The 13,858-nt window shown below is 70.1% G+C and carries 14 protein-coding genes, 1 tRNA gene and 1 riboswitch; of the genes, 6 read left to right on the top strand and 9 right to left on the bottom strand.

Going from position 1 to position 13,858, the window contains the following annotated elements; genetic code table 11:
• On the bottom strand, window positions 1-1,142 hold a 1,142-nt coding region (metX, locus tag ABJK26_RS07245; protein ID WP_347241611.1), incomplete at its 3' end, for a homoserine O-acetyltransferase.
• Complete coding sequence (locus ABJK26_RS07250) at window positions 1,139-2,404, bottom strand: O-acetylhomoserine aminocarboxypropyltransferase/cysteine synthase (RefSeq protein WP_347241612.1); 1,266 nt, start codon at window positions 2,402-2,404, stop codon at window positions 1,139-1,141. The genes ABJK26_RS07250 and metX, both read right to left, overlap by 4 nt.
• Window positions 2,405-2,540: 136 nt before the next feature.
• A riboswitch (SAM riboswitch) is annotated at window positions 2,541-2,677 on the bottom strand.
• A gap of 115 nt (window positions 2,678-2,792) precedes the next feature.
• Here ABJK26_RS07250 and ABJK26_RS07255 point away from each other — a divergent pair.
• The 5 genes from ABJK26_RS07255 (at window position 2,793) to ABJK26_RS07275 (ending at window position 7,017) form a co-directional block, all read left to right on the top strand.
• Window positions 2,793-2,869, top strand: a tRNA-Pro gene (locus ABJK26_RS07255).
• 40 nt (window positions 2,870-2,909) lie between these two features.
• Window positions 2,910-4,382, top strand: coding sequence for a PhoU domain-containing protein (locus tag ABJK26_RS07260; protein ID WP_347241613.1), 1,473 nt, complete (start codon window positions 2,910-2,912; stop codon window positions 4,380-4,382).
• A gap of 10 nt (window positions 4,383-4,392) precedes the next feature.
• On the top strand, window positions 4,393-4,908 hold the full coding sequence (locus tag ABJK26_RS07265) for an RsmD family RNA methyltransferase (protein ID WP_347241614.1): 516 nt from the start codon (window positions 4,393-4,395) through the stop codon (window positions 4,906-4,908).
• Window positions 4,909-5,388: a pantetheine-phosphate adenylyltransferase gene (coaD, locus tag ABJK26_RS07270; RefSeq protein ID WP_347241615.1), complete on the top strand. Its 480-nt coding sequence runs from the start codon at window positions 4,909-4,911 to the stop codon at window positions 5,386-5,388. It begins immediately after the preceding gene.
• 36 nt (window positions 5,389-5,424) lie between these two features.
• A complete protein-coding gene (locus ABJK26_RS07275; RefSeq protein ID WP_347241623.1) occupies window positions 5,425-7,017 on the top strand; it encodes an aldehyde dehydrogenase family protein in 1,593 nt (530 codons plus the stop codon).
• Here the strand turns inward: ABJK26_RS07275 and aroH are convergent, their stop codons facing one another.
• Complete coding sequence (aroH, locus tag ABJK26_RS07280) at window positions 7,018-7,386, bottom strand: chorismate mutase (protein ID WP_347241616.1); 369 nt, start codon at window positions 7,384-7,386, stop codon at window positions 7,018-7,020. It lies immediately after the preceding gene.
• 68 nt (window positions 7,387-7,454) lie between these two features.
• On the opposite strand from aroH, the gene ABJK26_RS07285 reads away from it, so the two are divergent.
• Window positions 7,455-8,108 (top strand): PIG-L deacetylase family protein, encoded by a 654-nt coding sequence (locus ABJK26_RS07285; RefSeq protein ID WP_347241624.1) that lies wholly within the window; start codon window positions 7,455-7,457, stop codon window positions 8,106-8,108.
• Here the strand turns inward: ABJK26_RS07285 and ABJK26_RS07290 are convergent.
• From ABJK26_RS07290 to gatC, 6 genes are read right to left on the bottom strand one after another with little or no spacing between them, the layout of a single operon-like run.
• Window positions 7,996-9,363 (bottom strand): chloride channel protein, encoded by a 1,368-nt coding sequence (locus ABJK26_RS07290; protein ID WP_347241617.1) that lies wholly within the window; start codon window positions 9,361-9,363, stop codon window positions 7,996-7,998. The genes ABJK26_RS07285 and ABJK26_RS07290 overlap by 113 nt on opposite strands.
• Window positions 9,363-10,472 (bottom strand): amidohydrolase family protein, encoded by a 1,110-nt coding sequence (locus tag ABJK26_RS07295; RefSeq protein ID WP_347241618.1) that lies wholly within the window; start codon window positions 10,470-10,472, stop codon window positions 9,363-9,365. The genes ABJK26_RS07290 and ABJK26_RS07295 overlap by 1 nt, the downstream gene beginning before the upstream one ends.
• On the bottom strand, window positions 10,453-11,235 hold the full coding sequence (locus ABJK26_RS07300) for a GNAT family N-acetyltransferase (RefSeq protein WP_347241619.1): 783 nt from the start codon (window positions 11,233-11,235) through the stop codon (window positions 10,453-10,455). The genes ABJK26_RS07295 and ABJK26_RS07300 overlap by 20 nt, the downstream gene beginning before the upstream one ends.
• Window positions 11,208-12,317 carry an o-succinylbenzoate synthase gene (gene menC / locus ABJK26_RS07305; RefSeq protein WP_347241620.1) on the bottom strand — a complete coding sequence of 370 codons (1,110 nt, stop codon included), beginning with the start codon at window positions 12,315-12,317 and terminating at the stop codon, window positions 11,208-11,210. Before menC ends, ABJK26_RS07300 begins: the two co-directional genes overlap by 28 nt.
• Window positions 12,308-13,573, bottom strand: a complete 1,266-nt coding sequence (gene serS / locus ABJK26_RS07310; protein ID WP_347241621.1) for a serine--tRNA ligase — start codon at window positions 13,571-13,573, stop codon at window positions 12,308-12,310. Before serS ends, menC begins: the two co-directional genes overlap by 10 nt.
• Before the next feature lie 2 nt (window positions 13,574-13,575).
• Window positions 13,576-13,845, bottom strand: a complete 270-nt coding sequence (gatC, locus tag ABJK26_RS07315) for an Asp-tRNA(Asn)/Glu-tRNA(Gln) amidotransferase subunit GatC (RefSeq protein ID WP_347241625.1) — start codon at window positions 13,843-13,845, stop codon at window positions 13,576-13,578.
• Window positions 13,846-13,858: the final 13 nt, after the last annotated feature.

Raw genomic sequence — 13,858 nt, forward strand, 5'->3', positions numbered from 1 at the left:
TAGGGGAGGAAGGCCTCGAGGATCTCCTCCACCTGGTCGGTCTCTATGAGGAAGGCGTCGTGCCCGTGGGGGCTTTTGATCTCCCGGTAGCGGGCCCCCGCCATCCGGGCCGCTTGCCGCACCTCCCAGGCGGGGTAGAGGAGGTCGGTGTCAATGCCCACGAAGAGGGCGGGGATGGCCCTGAGGCGCTTCAGGGCCTCCTCTACCCCGCCCCGGCCCCGGCCCACGTCGTGGGTGTCCATGGCCCGGGAGAGGACGAGGTAGCTTTCGGCGTGGAAGCGCCGGAGGAACTTCTCCCCCTGGTAGTCCAGGTAGGTTTCCCCAAGCCCGGGCTCCGCCCCCCAGCGGGCCTCAAACCCCTCGGGGGCCCGGTAGCTCATCATGGCGATCCCCCGGGCGAGGGCCAGGCCCTTGGGGGCGGGGTTTCCCCTTTGGTACTCGGGGTCTTGGAGGATGGCCTGGCGGGAGAGGTGGTTGAAGGCCCGGGCCCAGGGGCCGTGCCGGGCGGGGGCGGCGAGGACCACGAGCTTCCTCACCCTTTCCGGGTACATGAGGGCGAACTCCAGGGCCACCATCCCCCCGAGGCTTCCCCCGATGACGATGGCCCTCTCCACCCCCAGGTGGTCCAGAAGCCTCGCCTGGGCCCGGGCCAGGTCCCGAAGGGTGAGGGGCGGGAAGTCCTTCCCGTAGGGGCGGCCCGTGCGGGGGTCCAGGGAGAGGGGGCCCGTGGAGCCGTAGCAGCTTCCCAGGTGGTTGGCGGAGACCACGTAGTAGAGGGCGGGGTCCAGGATGCGCCCGGGGCCCACCAGGCTGTCCCACCAGCCTTCCCGGCCGAAGGCTCTTTCCAGGGGGGAGAGGCCCCCAAAGGTTTCCTCGTCGTAGGTCCCCGCCAGGTGGGCGCTTCCCGTGAGGGCGTGGAAGACGAGGACGGCGTTATCCCGCCTGCGGGAGAGGGCCCCGTAGGTCTCAAAGCGGAGGCGCACCTCGGGGAGGTACCCCCCGAGCTCGGTGTAAAACCCCTCCCGCCTGGGGAAGAGCACGGCGGTGCGGGGCTTGGGTGGGGGGATGGAGAGGGGGGAGCGGGGGGGCTTGAGGAGGAGGGCCTCGTGCTCCCCCCAGGCCTCGAGGGCGATCTCGCTCATGCCAGCGCCTCCTTGAGCTCCGCCTTCAGGTCCTCCACGTGCTCCAAGCCCACGGAAAGCCGCACCATCTCGGGGGAAACCCCGGCTTGGGCCTGCTCCTTTGGGGAGAGCTGGGAGTGGGTGGTGGAGGCGGGGTGGATGGCCAGGGTGCGGGTGTCCCCCACGTTGGCCAGGTGGGAGATGAGCTTGAGGCGGGAGATGAAGCGCTTCGCCGCCTCGTACCCGCCCTTCAGGCCGAAGGTGAGGACGGCCCCCGGCTTCCCCTTGAAGTACTTCCTTGCCCTTTCGTGGTGGGGATGGCCCTTTAGCCCCGGGTAGTTCACCCAGGCCACCTGGGGTTGCTCCAGGAGCCAATGGGCGAGGTGCAGGGTGTTCTCCACGTGGCGCTCGGCCCTTAAGGAGAGGGTCTCCATGCCGAGGAGGACCACCCAGGCCTCAAAGGGCCCCAGGGCCTGCCCCTGGTCCCGGAGGCCGTCCGCCCGGGCCTTGGCGATGAAGGCGAGCTCTCCAAAGGCCTCGGTGAACCTCAGGCCGTGGTAGCCGGGCTGGGGCTCGGTAAGCAAGGGGTAGCGGCCGTTTTCCCAGGGGAAGTTCCCCCCGTCCACGATGGCCCCGGCGATCACCGCCCCGTGCCCCCCCACCCACTTGGTGAGGGAGTGGGTGACCAGGGCGGCCCCCCACTCCAGGGGCCTCAGGAGGTAGCCCCCCATGCCGAAGGTGTTGTCCACGAGGAGGGCCACCCCCTTTTCCCGGGCGGCCTGGGCCAGGGCCTCGAGGTCGGGGATGTTCAAGGCGGGGTTGCCGATGGACTCCACCCACCAGGCCCGGGTCCTCTCGTCGGTGAGGGCCAAAAACTCCTCGGGGCGCTCCTCGCGGGAGGTGAAGCGCACCTCTATGCCGAGCCTTTTCAGGGTCACCTTGAACTGGTTGAAGGTGCCCCCGTAGAGGTTGGGGGTGGAGACGAGGTTGTCCCCCGCCTGGGCCAGGGTGGTGAGGGCGAGGAACTGGGCGGCGTGGCCGCTAGAGGTGGCGAGGGCGGCCTTTCCCCCTTCCAGGGCCGCGAGGCGCTTCTCCAGCACCTCCACCGTGGGGTTCATGATGCGGGAGTAGATGTTCCCTGGGACCTTCAGGGCGAAGAGGCTCGCCGCGTGCTCGGGGCTTTGGAAGACGTAGCTTGTGGTGGGGTAGATGGGGACCTGGCGGCTTAGGGTGGTGGGCTCGGGCTCGTAGCCCGCGTGGAGCTGAAGGGTCTCAAACCGCATCCTTGGCCTCCTTTCCCAAGTCCCGGCCAGGGGCGTTGGGGTCGCGCGGGCGCGCGACCTTGAAGGGGCCAAAAAAGCCCCTTCCCGGCGGCCGTTCTCTCGCCAAGAAGGGGTTGGGCGTGGCGCTTACCCCCCTCTCTTATCGTCCCCGGGCGTTTCCCCCGCCCGGGCCGGCCTTGGCACCAGCCCCGCCCGCATCCGGCCATGGAACGGAAGGGGCGGGAGGTTGCCGCGGTTTCGCAGGGCCGTACCCTCCACCGCTCTGGATAAGAGAACGGGCTGGTTTTCGCCGCGCCCCGGCGCGGTTAGGGGCTAGTGTAGGAAAACCTCGGGAGGGTGTCAACCCCTTTGACCTTTGGGCCTTTCTCCCCTATACTGGACTCCGCTACGGGGAGTAGCGCAGCCCGGTAGCGCACCTCGTTCGGGACGAGGGGGTCGCTGGTTCAAATCCAGTCTCCCCGACCAAGGGCCGGCCCTCGGGCCGGCTTCCCTTATACTTTCCCCGGTGCGCTTCCTCGCGGGCCTCGCCCTCTTCTACCTGGGCCTGCACCTGGTCTCCGAGGCCCTCGCCTCCTGGCCTGGGCGGCGCCATGCGGTGGCCCAGGCCCTCGCCTCCCCGGGGGCGAGCCTCTTTTGGGGCTTCCTCCTCGGCCTCCTCTCGGGAAGCGGCTCGGGGCTTGGGCTCCTGGCGCTGGCCCTCCTGGAGGTGGGGGTGCTGGCCCATGCCCAAGCCGCCCTCCTCGCCCTTGCGGCCACCGCCGGGGCGGCGCCCTGGGTGGCCCTCCTCGCCCTCTCGGCAGGCGGGGTGGGGGAGGGCTTCTTGGCCCTTGGGCTAGGCCTCTTTCTTGTGCCCACCTGGCGCCGGGGTGGGCTTTTCCTCATGGGCCTTGGCCTCCTCTTCCTGGGCTTTGGGGAGATGGCGGCTGGGGTGGGGCCCTGGCTCCCCCTGGCGGAGCGGGTGGGTTCTCCCCTCGCCGCCTACGGGCTCGGCCTCCTTTTGGGGGGGCTCCTCGGCTCGGCCAACGCCGTGGCCGCCATCGCCCTCCTCCTCCCCCAAGCCCCGTGGGCGGCGGCGGGCCTGGTGCTCGGGGCCGGGGCGGGGACCACGGGCACCCTCCTTTGGGCGGCCCTCGGGGGGAGGAGGGAGGCCTTTCGCCTCTTCCTGCCCCTCCTGGCTCACCGCCTGGTCCTCTCCCTCCTCCTCTTGCTCCTCGCCGGGCGGCTTCCTTGGAGCGCCCTCGCCTGGCACCTCGCGAGCCACGCCCTCTACGCCCTCCTCTACTGGCCCCTCGCCGGGGCCTACGCCCGCTGGGCGGAGGGGCTTCTCCCCTCGCGCAGGGTGGCCCCCAAGTACCTGCGCTGGGAGGCCCTGGACACCCCCCTCCTCGCCCTGGCCCTGGCGCGGCGGGAGCTCGCCCGGGTGGCGGACGCGGTGCGGGGGATGCTGGTCCAGGCGATCCGGGTGCTGGCCCAGGAGGAGGGAGGCGAGGCTTCCTTGAGGGCCCTCGAGGAGAAGGTGGACGCCCTGACCCGGGAGCTCGTCCTCTACACCTCGGCCCTGGCCCCCCGGGAGGGGGAGGAGAGGGCGGTGAGGCTCTTCATGGCCGCGAGCGAGCTTGAGCACCTGGGGGACCTGGCCCGGAGGGTGGTGCGGCAGGCGGAGCGGCTTTGGGCCCAGGGCCTTCGCTTCAGCTCCGAGGGCAAGGAGGACCTGCTTGCGGCGGCCTCCCGGGTGCTTTCCCGCCTGGAGCGCGTGGGCACCGCCCTGGCCACGGGGGAGCGGGCCCTGGCCGAGCAGGTGCTCGGGGAGGACGGGGGCGAGTTCTTCCAGCGCCTGAGGCGGGCCCACCTGCGCCGCCTCGAGGCCGGCTTCGCCGAGAGCCGGGCCAGCACCTTGGCCCACCTGGACATCCTCCTCACCCTGGAAACCCTGGACCAGGGCCTCGCCCGTCTGGCCCAGCTGGTCCTGGAGCTTTAAGCTAAGAGGCGTGCTAAGGATCCTGGGTGGCAAGGCTAAGGGCGTGCCCCTGAAGGTGCCGGCCTCGGCGCGACCTTCCCCGGTGCGCCTGCGCAAGGCCCTCTTTGACTACCTACGCCTCCGCTACCCGAGGCGGGGGCGCTTCCTGGACCTCTACGCGGGGAGCGGGGCGGTGGGGCTGGAGGCGGCCAGCGAGGGCTTTGAGGCCACCTTGGTGGAGAAGGACCAAGAGGCCATCGCCCTCATCAAGGAGAACGCCCGCCGCGCGGGCCTTCCCGTGCGCGTTGTCCCTCTTCCCGTGGAGGTCTTCCTCCGAGAGGCCCAGGCCCGGGGGGAGCGGTACACCGTGGCCTTCATGGCTCCCCCCTACGCCCTGGACCTCCCGGCCCTCTTCCAGGCCCTCCTGGAAAGCGGCCTGGTGGAGCCCGGAGGGCTTTATATCCTCCAGCACCCCAAGGACCTCTACCTGCCCATGGGGGAGCGCCGGGTCTACGGGGAGAACGCCCTCACCCTGGTGGAGGTCTAGATGCACGTGGTCTATCCGGGAAGCTTTGATCCCCTCACCAACGGCCACCTGGACGTGATCCAGCGGGCGAGCCGGCTCTTTGACCGGGTCACGGTGGCCGTGCTGGAGAACCCCAACAAACGGGGCCAGTACCTCTTCAGCGCCGAGGAGCGCCTAAAGATCATCCGCGAGGCCACGGCCCACCTCAAAAACGTGGAGGCCGCCACCTTCTCCGGCCTCCTGGTGGACTTCGTGAAGCGGGTGGGGGCCCAGGCCATCGTGAAGGGGCTCCGGGCGGTCTCCGACTACGAGTACGAGCTCCAGATGGCGCACCTCAACCGCCAGCTCCTCCCGGGCCTGGAAACCCTCTTCATCCTCGCCGCCACCCGCTACGCCTTCGTCTCCAGCACCATGGTCAAGGAGATCGCCCGCTACGGGGGGGATGTGTCCAAGCTGGTGCCCCCCGCCACCCTTAGGGCCCTCAAGGCCAAGTTCGGCTGAGCCCTTTGCGGGGTAAAATTCCGGGTGGAGGTTTCCATGAGGACCTTTCCCGGGAAGTACGGAAACACCCTGGAGTTCGGTCACCTCATCGGCGGCGAGGAGGTGTTTGAGGGGAGGGCCCTGGAGCGCAGAAACCCCTCGGACCGGGAGGACCTGGTGGCCCGCTTCCCCGAGGGCACCAAGGACACCCTGCGCAAAGCGGCCCTGAAGGCGCGGGAGGCCTTCTTGGAGTGGAGCCGCACCCCCGCCCCGGTGCGGGGCCAGGTCCTCTTCAACCTGGCCAAGATCCTGGAGAGGGAGAAGCCCACCCTTACCCGCCTCATGGTGCGGGAGGTGGGGAAGACCCCGAAGGAGGCCGCGGGGGACGTGCAGGAGGCCATAGACACCGCCCTCTTCTTCGCCTCGGAGGGGCGGAGGCTCTACGGCCAGACCGTGCCGAGCGAGATGCGCGATAAGGAGCTCTTCACCTTCCGCAGGCCCCTCGGGGTGGTGGGGATGATCACCGCGGGCAACTTTCCCATCGCCGTGCCGAGCTGGAAGCTCATCCCCGCGGTGCTCACCGGGAACGCCGTGGTCTGGAAGCCCTCCGACGACTCCCCGACCCTCTCCTACGTCTTCGTCAAGCTCTTTGAGGAGGCGGGGCTTCCCCCTGGGGTGATCAACCTGGTCCACGGCGAGGGCAAGGACTCCACCGGGCAGTGGCTGGTGGAGCTCATGGACGAGGGCCTCCTCCAGAAGTTCGCCTTCACCGGCTCCACCAAGGTGGGCCGCTGGATCGGGGAGGTGGCGGGGAGGAACCTCATTCGCCCCACCCTGGAGCTTGGGGGGAAGAACCCCCTGGTGGTCATGCGGGACGCCGACCTGGACCTTGCGGTGGAGGGGGCCTGGTGGAGCGCCTTCGCCACGGGGGGCCAGCGGTGCACCTCGGCGGGGAACATACTGGTGGACGCCCCCATCTACGAGGAGTTCAAGCGGCGCTTCCTGGAGCGGGCCGAGGCCACCCGGGTGGGGAACCCCCTCCTCCACCCCGAGGTCACCTACGGCCCCTTCATCAACGAGCGCCTCTTCGCCCGCTGGCAGGAGCACTACGGGGTGGGGGAGGCGGAGGGGGCGAGGCTCCTCTTTGGCCGGGGGCGGATCACCCGGGAAAACCCCTACCCCCACTTCCTGGGCGACCCCGAGGCGGGGCTTTATGGCTGGCCCACGGTCTGGGAGGCAAGGCCCGGGATGCGCCTCTTTGAGGAGGAGATCTTCGGCCCCACCATCAACCTGGTGAAGGTAGACGGGATAGAGGAGGCCATAGCGGTGGCCAACAGCACCCCCTACGGCCTCTCCAGCGCCATCTACACCAACCACCGCCACTGGGCCTACCTCTTCAAGGTGGGCATCCGCGCCGGGATGACCAGCATCAACAACACCACCGTGGGCGCCGAGGCCCACCTGCCCTTCGGCGGGGTGAAGGCGAGCGGCAACGGGGCCCGGGAGTCGGGGATCTGGGTGATTGAGGAGTACACCTACTGGCACGCGGTGAACGAGGAGTACTCGGGCCGCCTCCAGCTCGCCCAGATGGACACGGGGTACGTGAGCCCCAAGACCCCCACCCCGTGGGCCGAGGTCCTGGGAGTTTAGCTACTGGGCGCTTTCCAGGTCGGGCCGAAGCCGCACCGCCTCCCTCAGGTACACGTGGCGCACCCGGTCCTGGGGGGTGTCGGTGTTCCAGAGGGCGAGGACGCGGATCACCCGGGGAAGGCTTCCCGGCACCGGCACCTCCCGGGCGGAGAGGAGGGGCACCCGGTGCATGCCGATCTGCCTTGCGGCCTCGGCGGGGAAGGCGGAGGTCAGGTCCTCGGTGACGGTGAAGATCACCGCGGCCAGCTCCTCGTGGCTTTGGATGCCGTTGGCCTCCAGCATCTTCAGGAGGAGTTCCCGGGTGGCCTGGTGGATGGCCTCCGGCGTGTCCTCCTCCACGGTGATGGCGCCCCGAATGCCCCGGACCATGGTTAGGCTCCATCCTAAGGGGTTTTCCCCGCTGGGGCAAGAAGGGTAGACTGCCCCTTATGAACCTTATGGCGGTCTTCGCCCACCCCGACGACGAGATCGGGGCGGCGGGCACCCTGGCCCTCCACGCCAGGCGGGGGGACCGGGTGATGCTGGTCTGGATGACGAGAGGGGAGTTCGCGAGCCACTTCGGGGAGGCCCCCCCGGAGGAGGTGGCCCGGGTGCGGGAGGGGCACGGGGCCTACGTGGCGGGCCTCATCGGGGCCGAGTACCGCTTCTTCCCCTTCCAGGACACCCTCCTCACGGGCGGGAGGGAGGAGGCCCTGGCCCTGGCCCGGCTCATGGCCGAGTTCCGCCCGGACGCCGTGGTCACCTGGGACCCCCTGGACGTCCACCCCGACCACCGGGCCACCCACCAGGCGGTGCTTTCCGCCCTGAAGCTCTGCCGCATCCCCAAGCTGGTGGGGGAGGCCCACAGGAGCCCCGTGCGCCTCTACCACTACCCGAGGCGGGAGCTTTCCCGGCCCTGGGTCTACGTGAACACCGCGGAGACCCAGGAGGTGGCGGAGGCGGTGTTCGCCTTCTACCGGGAGTTTTACCGCTGGCCGGTTAGCCTCGAGGACTTCCGGGCCCGGCGTCGCCTCCTTGGCCAGGAGGCGAGGGTTCCCTTCGCGGAGGCGTTTCAGACGGATTCTCCTCCGGCGTGGCCGGGGCTTCCTTAAGGCCCTCCTCCCAGGGGTGGGAGGGGCTTAAGACGTAGGCCAGGAGGACGGCGGGCAGGACCAGGGGCAAGGTGGCGTACCCTCCCCATTCGGCGGCCAGCACCGTGGCGGCGAAGGGGGCCCGGGCCACCCCGGCTAGGACGGCGCTTCCTCCGGCCAAGGCCAGGGCCTCCGAGGGTAGGGCCAAGGGTCCCAAGAGGCGGGCGAGGAGAGCCCCCAGGAGCCCTCCCAGGACCAGGGCCGGGGTGTAAGGCCCCCCGTAGGCCCGCGTTCCCTGGGCCAGGAGGAGGAGGAGGAGCTTGGCGAGGAGGAGGTGGAGGAGGGCCGGGGAGGAGAGGAGGGGGGTGGTGGCCACCGCCACCCATCCGAGGCCCGTCCCCAGGGCCTCGGGCAGGAAGATGAGGCTAAGCCCCAGGGCCAGGCCCAAAAGCCCGTGCCTGAGGGGAAAGGCCAGGGGCTTGAGCCGCCTTTGCAGGAGGCGGCTGCCCTCCGTGAAGGAGGCGGAAAGGAGGGCGGCGAGGAGCCCCGTGAGGAGGCCTCCGGGCAAGGCCTCGAGGCCCACCTCCACCCGGAAGGGGAGAAGGGGGGTGTAGCCGAAGAAGGCCCCGTAGAGGGCGAAGCCCGAGAGGGCCCCGATCAGGGCCGGGGTGAGGGCCCGGGCCTCGAGGAGGAGGCTTCGGTAGAGGATCTCCGTGGCCAGAAGGGCCCCCGCCACCGGGGCGTGGAAGGCGGCCCCTAGCCCGGCGGCGAGCCCGGCGAAGGCTAGCCCCCCGCCCACCCGGGGAAAGCGGCGGTCCAGGGCGCTCCCGAGCCACAGGCCGAGGACGCCGAAAGGCCCTTCCCGCCCCAGGGGGGAGTAGAGGGCGAGCTCCAGCACCCCGCCCAGGACCGCCCGGGGGTGGGCGAGCCTAGGGGCTTCCCGCCCTTCCCGGGAAAGGAGGAGGAGGGCGGCAAGCCCCTTTCCGGTGCCGAGAAGGCTGGTCAGGGCGAAAAGGAGGGGCAGAAGGAAGGCCAGGGGCCACGGGCTAGGTCCGGTGAAGGCCTGGAGGAGCCCCCCTTCCCCAGGGGCTTCCGGGGGCAGGTAGCCGAAGAAAAGCCCCACGAGCTGGCCCAGAGCCCGGAGGGCCAGGTTGAGGAGGGCCACCAGAAGCCCGGTCAAGGCCCCGGTGAAGGCGCTGTAGAGGATGAGGGGGCCCAGGTGGCGCATGCCCTCGTCCCAGAGGGTGGGGAAGGGGTTGGGGGGACGGGGGCGCATCAGAGGGAGTGTACCAAAGAGGCGGCGGTGCCCCGGGTAAGCCGGGGGGTGGGGAGGCCCAGGGCCCGGTACCCCCCCCGGGTGAGGGCCCGCACCAGGAGGCGGGGCTCCGCCCGGTCCCAGAGGAAGCGGGCCTCGTTCTTCACGTCCAGGTCGGGGCTTGAGCCCCGGGAGTCCGTGCCGAGGGCCACTTCCACCCCGTGCTTGGCGTAGAGGGCGAGGGGGGCCTCCCCCACCTCCAGGTTCGCGTTGGACCGGGGGCAGAGGACCACCTTGGTCCCGGTTTCGGCGAGAAGCCGCACCTCTTCTTCGTCCACCTGGACCCCGTGGACGAGGAGGGTGGTGGGCCCCAGGACCCCGAGGGCGTGGAGGTGGCGGACGGGGGTGGTGCCGGGCGGGGTCCAGGGGGTTTTGGCGAAGCGGCGGTGAAGCTCCGCAAGCGCCCCCCCGCCTTCCCGGAGAAAGGCCACCTCCTCGAGGCTTTCCGCCGCGTGGACCATGAGGGGAATCCCCTCGGCCTTGGCCCACGCCGCAAGCCTTTGTAGGAGCGGGGGGCTCACGGAGTAGGGGGCGTGGGGGGAAAGGCCCACCTTCACCTTGCCCTCCCGCCTCCGCCAGGCCTCCACCTTCCGCCGCACGGCCTCAAAGACTTCCTCCGCCACCTGGGGCTCCGGGGCGAAGACCTCGTAGAAGGCCACGCCGGGGAGGGGGCTTTCCTCGAGGAGGAAGTCCATGACCTCGTCCTTGAAGACGATGTCGGCGAAGGCCCCCGCCCCGGAGGCGAGAAGCTCCTCTAGGCCCCTTCTTGCCCCCTCGAGGCCCCGCCTTTCCCGGTGGGCCACCACGTGGGCGAGGAAGCCCGCGAAGGGCCCCCGGTAGAGGGGGAGGAGGGAGAGGTCCAGGTGGGTGTGGGCGTTCACCGGGGGCGGGAGGAGGGCCTTCCCCTTGTGGACCACCTCCGCCTCGGGAAAGCGGGCCTTGAGCTCCTCCAGGCTCCCCTGGCCCACCACGAACCCGCCCTGCACCGCCAAGCCCCCCCGGAGCATGGGGGTGCCGAAGCCGGCGTAGACCACCTCAGCGGTCCAGAGCTCAGTCCTTAGCCAGGACATAGCGGTTGGGGTGGCGGAGGAGGTCCACCAGGCGAAAGCCCCGGGCGAAGTAGTGGGGGAGGACCTGCCGGGCGTGCTCCCGCCACCTCAGGGCGAGGGCCGGGTCTTCCCGCAGGATCCGCCCCCAGTCCTCGGGGATCTGGAAGAGGAGCCTTTCCCCTTCCAGGTCCAGCCTCGCCTCCAGGGGCACCTCCCCCTCCACCCGGTTCACCTGGGGGAGGCCCGCCGCCTCGGGCTCGGGCGGGGGGGCGTAGAGGCGGGTGTAGACCCTCTCCGAGAGGAGGTCCCACTCGGCCAGCAGTCGGTCCGAGGGGGCCCCGGCGTTGATCCCCGTCATGGGGCCGTAGTGGTCGGGGAGGTAGGTCCTGGCCGTGGCCCCGAGCTTCCGCAGGTTGAAGCTCGCGTTCACCCCCCGCATGGGGTCAAAGGTCCAGACCACCTTGCGGATGCCCCGGCTTAAGCACCAGTCCCGCTGGAAGCGCTTGAGGAGGAGGGCCGCCCCCGTGCCCCGGTAGGCCTCCAGCACCCCCAGCATGTGGGAGTGGTGGAGGGTGGGGTCTTGGGTGGGGAAGCCGAAGACGAAGCCCACCATCCTCCCCTCCGCGAAGGCCCCGGCCACGAGCCCTCCCTCGTCCTGAATGGCGATGAGGAGGCCCCTCGGCACCAGGTCGCTCTCCGCGCGCCCCCAGACCTCCCGCTGGAGGGCGACTACTTCCTCCATCTCCTCAAAGCCCCTCAGCTCGCGGACACGTACCTCTGCCATAGGGTGATGCGCTCCACGAAGGGAAGCTTCAGGTGGACCCCAATGCCCACGCCCTCCGGCACGGGCATGAGGCCGTCTTTGGCCTCGAGGGCCTCCTCTATGAGGTCCTCCTCCCAGTAGCGGCTCGCCGAGCTCACGTCCCCAGGCTTGGTGAAGCCGGGGAGGGTGGCCAGGTGGAGGTTGTGGGCCCGCCCCACCCCGGCCTCCAGCATCCCCCCCATCCAGAGGGGGATCCCGGCGCTCTGGGCGAGGGCGTGCACCCGGAGGCTTTCCCCGTGGCCCCCAAGCCTCGCGGGCTTGATGTTGAAGACCCGCCCCGCGCCAAGCTCTATGGCCTTCCTCGCCTTCTCCGCCCCCGTCAGGCTCTCGTCCAGGCAGATGGGGGTGGAAAGCTCCCGCTGGAGCCTGGCGTGGTCCAGGAGGTCGTCGTAGGCCAGGGGCTGCTCCAGGTAGTCCAGCTGAAGCTCGTCCAGGCGCTTGAGCCGGGCGAGGTCGGCGAGGCTATAGGCGCTGTTGGCGTCGGCGGTGAGGGTGGCCTCGGGGAAGGCCTTTCGCACCGCCTTTAGGACCTCGTAGTCCCAGCCCGGCTTGATCTTGAGCTTGATGCGGCGGTAGCCCTCCTCGAGGTGCCTTTCCACCACCTTTAGGGTCTCCTCCACCGAGGGCTGGATCCCCAGGGAGACCCCCACCTCCACCTCCCGCCGCACCCCGCCCAGGACCTGCCAGAGGGGCTTCCCCAGGGCCTTGGCCCAGAGGTCGTAGAAGGCCATCTCCAAGAGGGCCTTGGCCATGGGGTTTCCCCGAAAAGGGGCGAGGGCCTCCCGCAGGGCCTCGGGGTTCGGGAGGTCCTTCCTCAGGACCTGGGGGAGGAAGACCTCCTGGAGGAGGTACCGGGCGCTTTCCACGGTCTCTTCCCGGTAGAGGGGAAAGCGCTCCATCACCCCTTCCCCAAGGCCCTCCAAGCCCTCCCCGAAGAGCCTTAGGAGGAGGATGGTCCTCTTGGTCTGCACCCCGAAGCTCGTTTCAAAGCGAAACTTTAGGGGAAGCTCCAGGATCCTGAGCTCGGCCGCCTCTATCCGCATGGCTCCAGCACCTCCTTGCCCAGGTAGGGGACGAGGGCTTGGGGCACCCGGACCCGGCCGTCCTCCATCTGGTGGTTTTCCAGAAGCATCGCCAGGATGCGGGGGGTGGCCAGGGCGGTGTTGTTGAGGGTGTAGGCGTAGCGCACCCGGCCCTCCGGGTCGCGGTAGCGCAGGTCCGCCCGCCTCGCCTGCCAGTCCAGAAGGGCGGAGCAGGAGTGGGTCTCCCGGTAGCGCCCCTCCGAGGGCAGAAAGACCTCCAGGTCCACCTGCCGCCACTTGCCCGGGCCCATGTCCCCCGTGGCCACCTCCACCAGGCGGTAGGGGAGCTCCAAGAGCCTTAGGATCTCCTCGGCGTTTTCCAGGAGTTCCTGGAAGGCCCGGTCGGAGGCCTCGAGGCTCGCCTCGGTGAGCACGTACTGCTCCACCTTGTGGAACTGGTGGACCCGAAGAAGCCCCCGCACGTCCCTCCCGAAGCTTCCCGCCTCGGCGCGGAAGGCGGGGGCGTAGCCGGCGTAGCGGAGGGGCAGGGCCTCGTGGGGGAGGATCTCCCCGGAGTGCAGGGCGTTTAGGACCACCTCGGCGGTGCCCGTGAGGTAGAGGTCGGTCTCGGCGATGGCCCAGACCTGGTCCCGGTAGGCGGGGAAGTGGCCGGTGCCGAGGAAGGCCTCCTCCCGGGCGTAGGAGGGGAGGGTGAGGGGGAGGAAACCCCGCTTCGCCATGAAGTCCAGGGCGAAGCGGAGGAGGGCGAGCTCGTAGAGGGCGAGGTCCCCCCTTAGGGCGTAGGAGCGGCTCCCCGAGACCTTGCTGATCCTGGGCTCCCACCAGCCGTTTTTCTCCATCAGGGCCACGTGGTCCAGGGGAGGGAAGGGGAACTCGGGGGGGGTTCCCACCCGCTTGATCTCCTGGTTCGCCTCCTCACCCCCCACGGGGGCCCCGGGCCAGGGGGGGAGGGGGACCTTTAGGAGAAGCTCCTGGAGCCTCGCTTCCTTTCCCCTAAGGGCCTCCTCCAGCCGCTTCGCCTCCTCTCCTAAGGCCTTGCCCCGGGCGACGAGGGCCTCCTTTTCCTCCGGGGGGGCCTTGGGAACCCGCTTGGCCACCTGGTTGCGCTCGGTCTGGACCTCCTGGAGGCGTTTCTTCAGGTCCTGGACCTCCCGGTCCAGGGCGAGGAGGGCCTCGAGGTCCAGCGCCACCCCCTTTTCCCGGATGGCCCGGTGGAAGACCTCGGGCTCCTGGCGCAGGCGCTTGAGGTCCACCATGGCTACTCCAGCACCGGGGGCACCCGGAAGAAGCCGTCCTCGGCCTCGGGGGCCACGGAGAGGGCCAGGGCCTGGGGCAAGGAGGGCTTGGGCTCGTCCTCCCGGAGGCGCCCTTGGGCCTCCTCCTCTTCCTCCGCCTCCACATGGGGCAGGGCGTCCACGAAGTCCAGGATGCGCCTTAGGTCCTCGAGGAGAAGGGCTTCCTCCTCGGGGGAAAGGGGGATCTGGGCTAAGGCCTCCAGCTTGCGCAAGAGCTCGGGCGAAAGCTCCATGAGGACTATCTTA

The sequence above is a fragment of the Thermus sp. genome (assembly GCF_039793865.1).
Lineage (GTDB): Bacteria > Deinococcota > Deinococci > Deinococcales > Thermaceae > Thermus.

Excerpts from the sequence above, each read along its gene's own strand:
- ABJK26_RS07250 (WP_347241612.1), bottom strand. The coding sequence starts at position 2,404 with ATGCGGTTTGAGACCCTTCAGCTCCACGCGGGCTACGAGCCCGAGCCC.
- coaD (WP_347241615.1), top strand. The coding sequence starts at position 4,909 with ATGCACGTGGTCTATCCGGGAAGCTTTGATCCCCTCACCAACGGCCAC.
- ABJK26_RS07275 (WP_347241623.1), top strand. The coding sequence starts at position 5,425 with ATGAGGACCTTTCCCGGGAAGTACGGAAACACCCTGGAGTTCGGTCAC.
- aroH (WP_347241616.1), bottom strand. The coding sequence starts at position 7,386 with ATGGTCCGGGGCATTCGGGGCGCCATCACCGTGGAGGAGGACACGCCG.
- ABJK26_RS07285 (WP_347241624.1), top strand. The coding sequence starts at position 7,455 with ATGGCGGTCTTCGCCCACCCCGACGACGAGATCGGGGCGGCGGGCACC.
- ABJK26_RS07290 (WP_347241617.1), bottom strand. The coding sequence starts at position 9,363 with ATGCGCCCCCGTCCCCCCAACCCCTTCCCCACCCTCTGGGACGAGGGC.
- ABJK26_RS07295 (WP_347241618.1), bottom strand. The coding sequence starts at position 10,472 with ATGTCCTGGCTAAGGACTGAGCTCTGGACCGCTGAGGTGGTCTACGCC.
- ABJK26_RS07300 (WP_347241619.1), bottom strand. The coding sequence starts at position 11,235 with ATGGCAGAGGTACGTGTCCGCGAGCTGAGGGGCTTTGAGGAGATGGAG.
- menC (WP_347241620.1), bottom strand. The coding sequence starts at position 12,317 with ATGCGGATAGAGGCGGCCGAGCTCAGGATCCTGGAGCTTCCCCTAAAG.
- serS (WP_347241621.1), bottom strand. The coding sequence starts at position 13,573 with ATGGTGGACCTCAAGCGCCTGCGCCAGGAGCCCGAGGTCTTCCACCGG.
- gatC (WP_347241625.1), bottom strand. The coding sequence starts at position 13,845 with ATGGAGCTTTCGCCCGAGCTCTTGCGCAAGCTGGAGGCCTTAGCCCAG.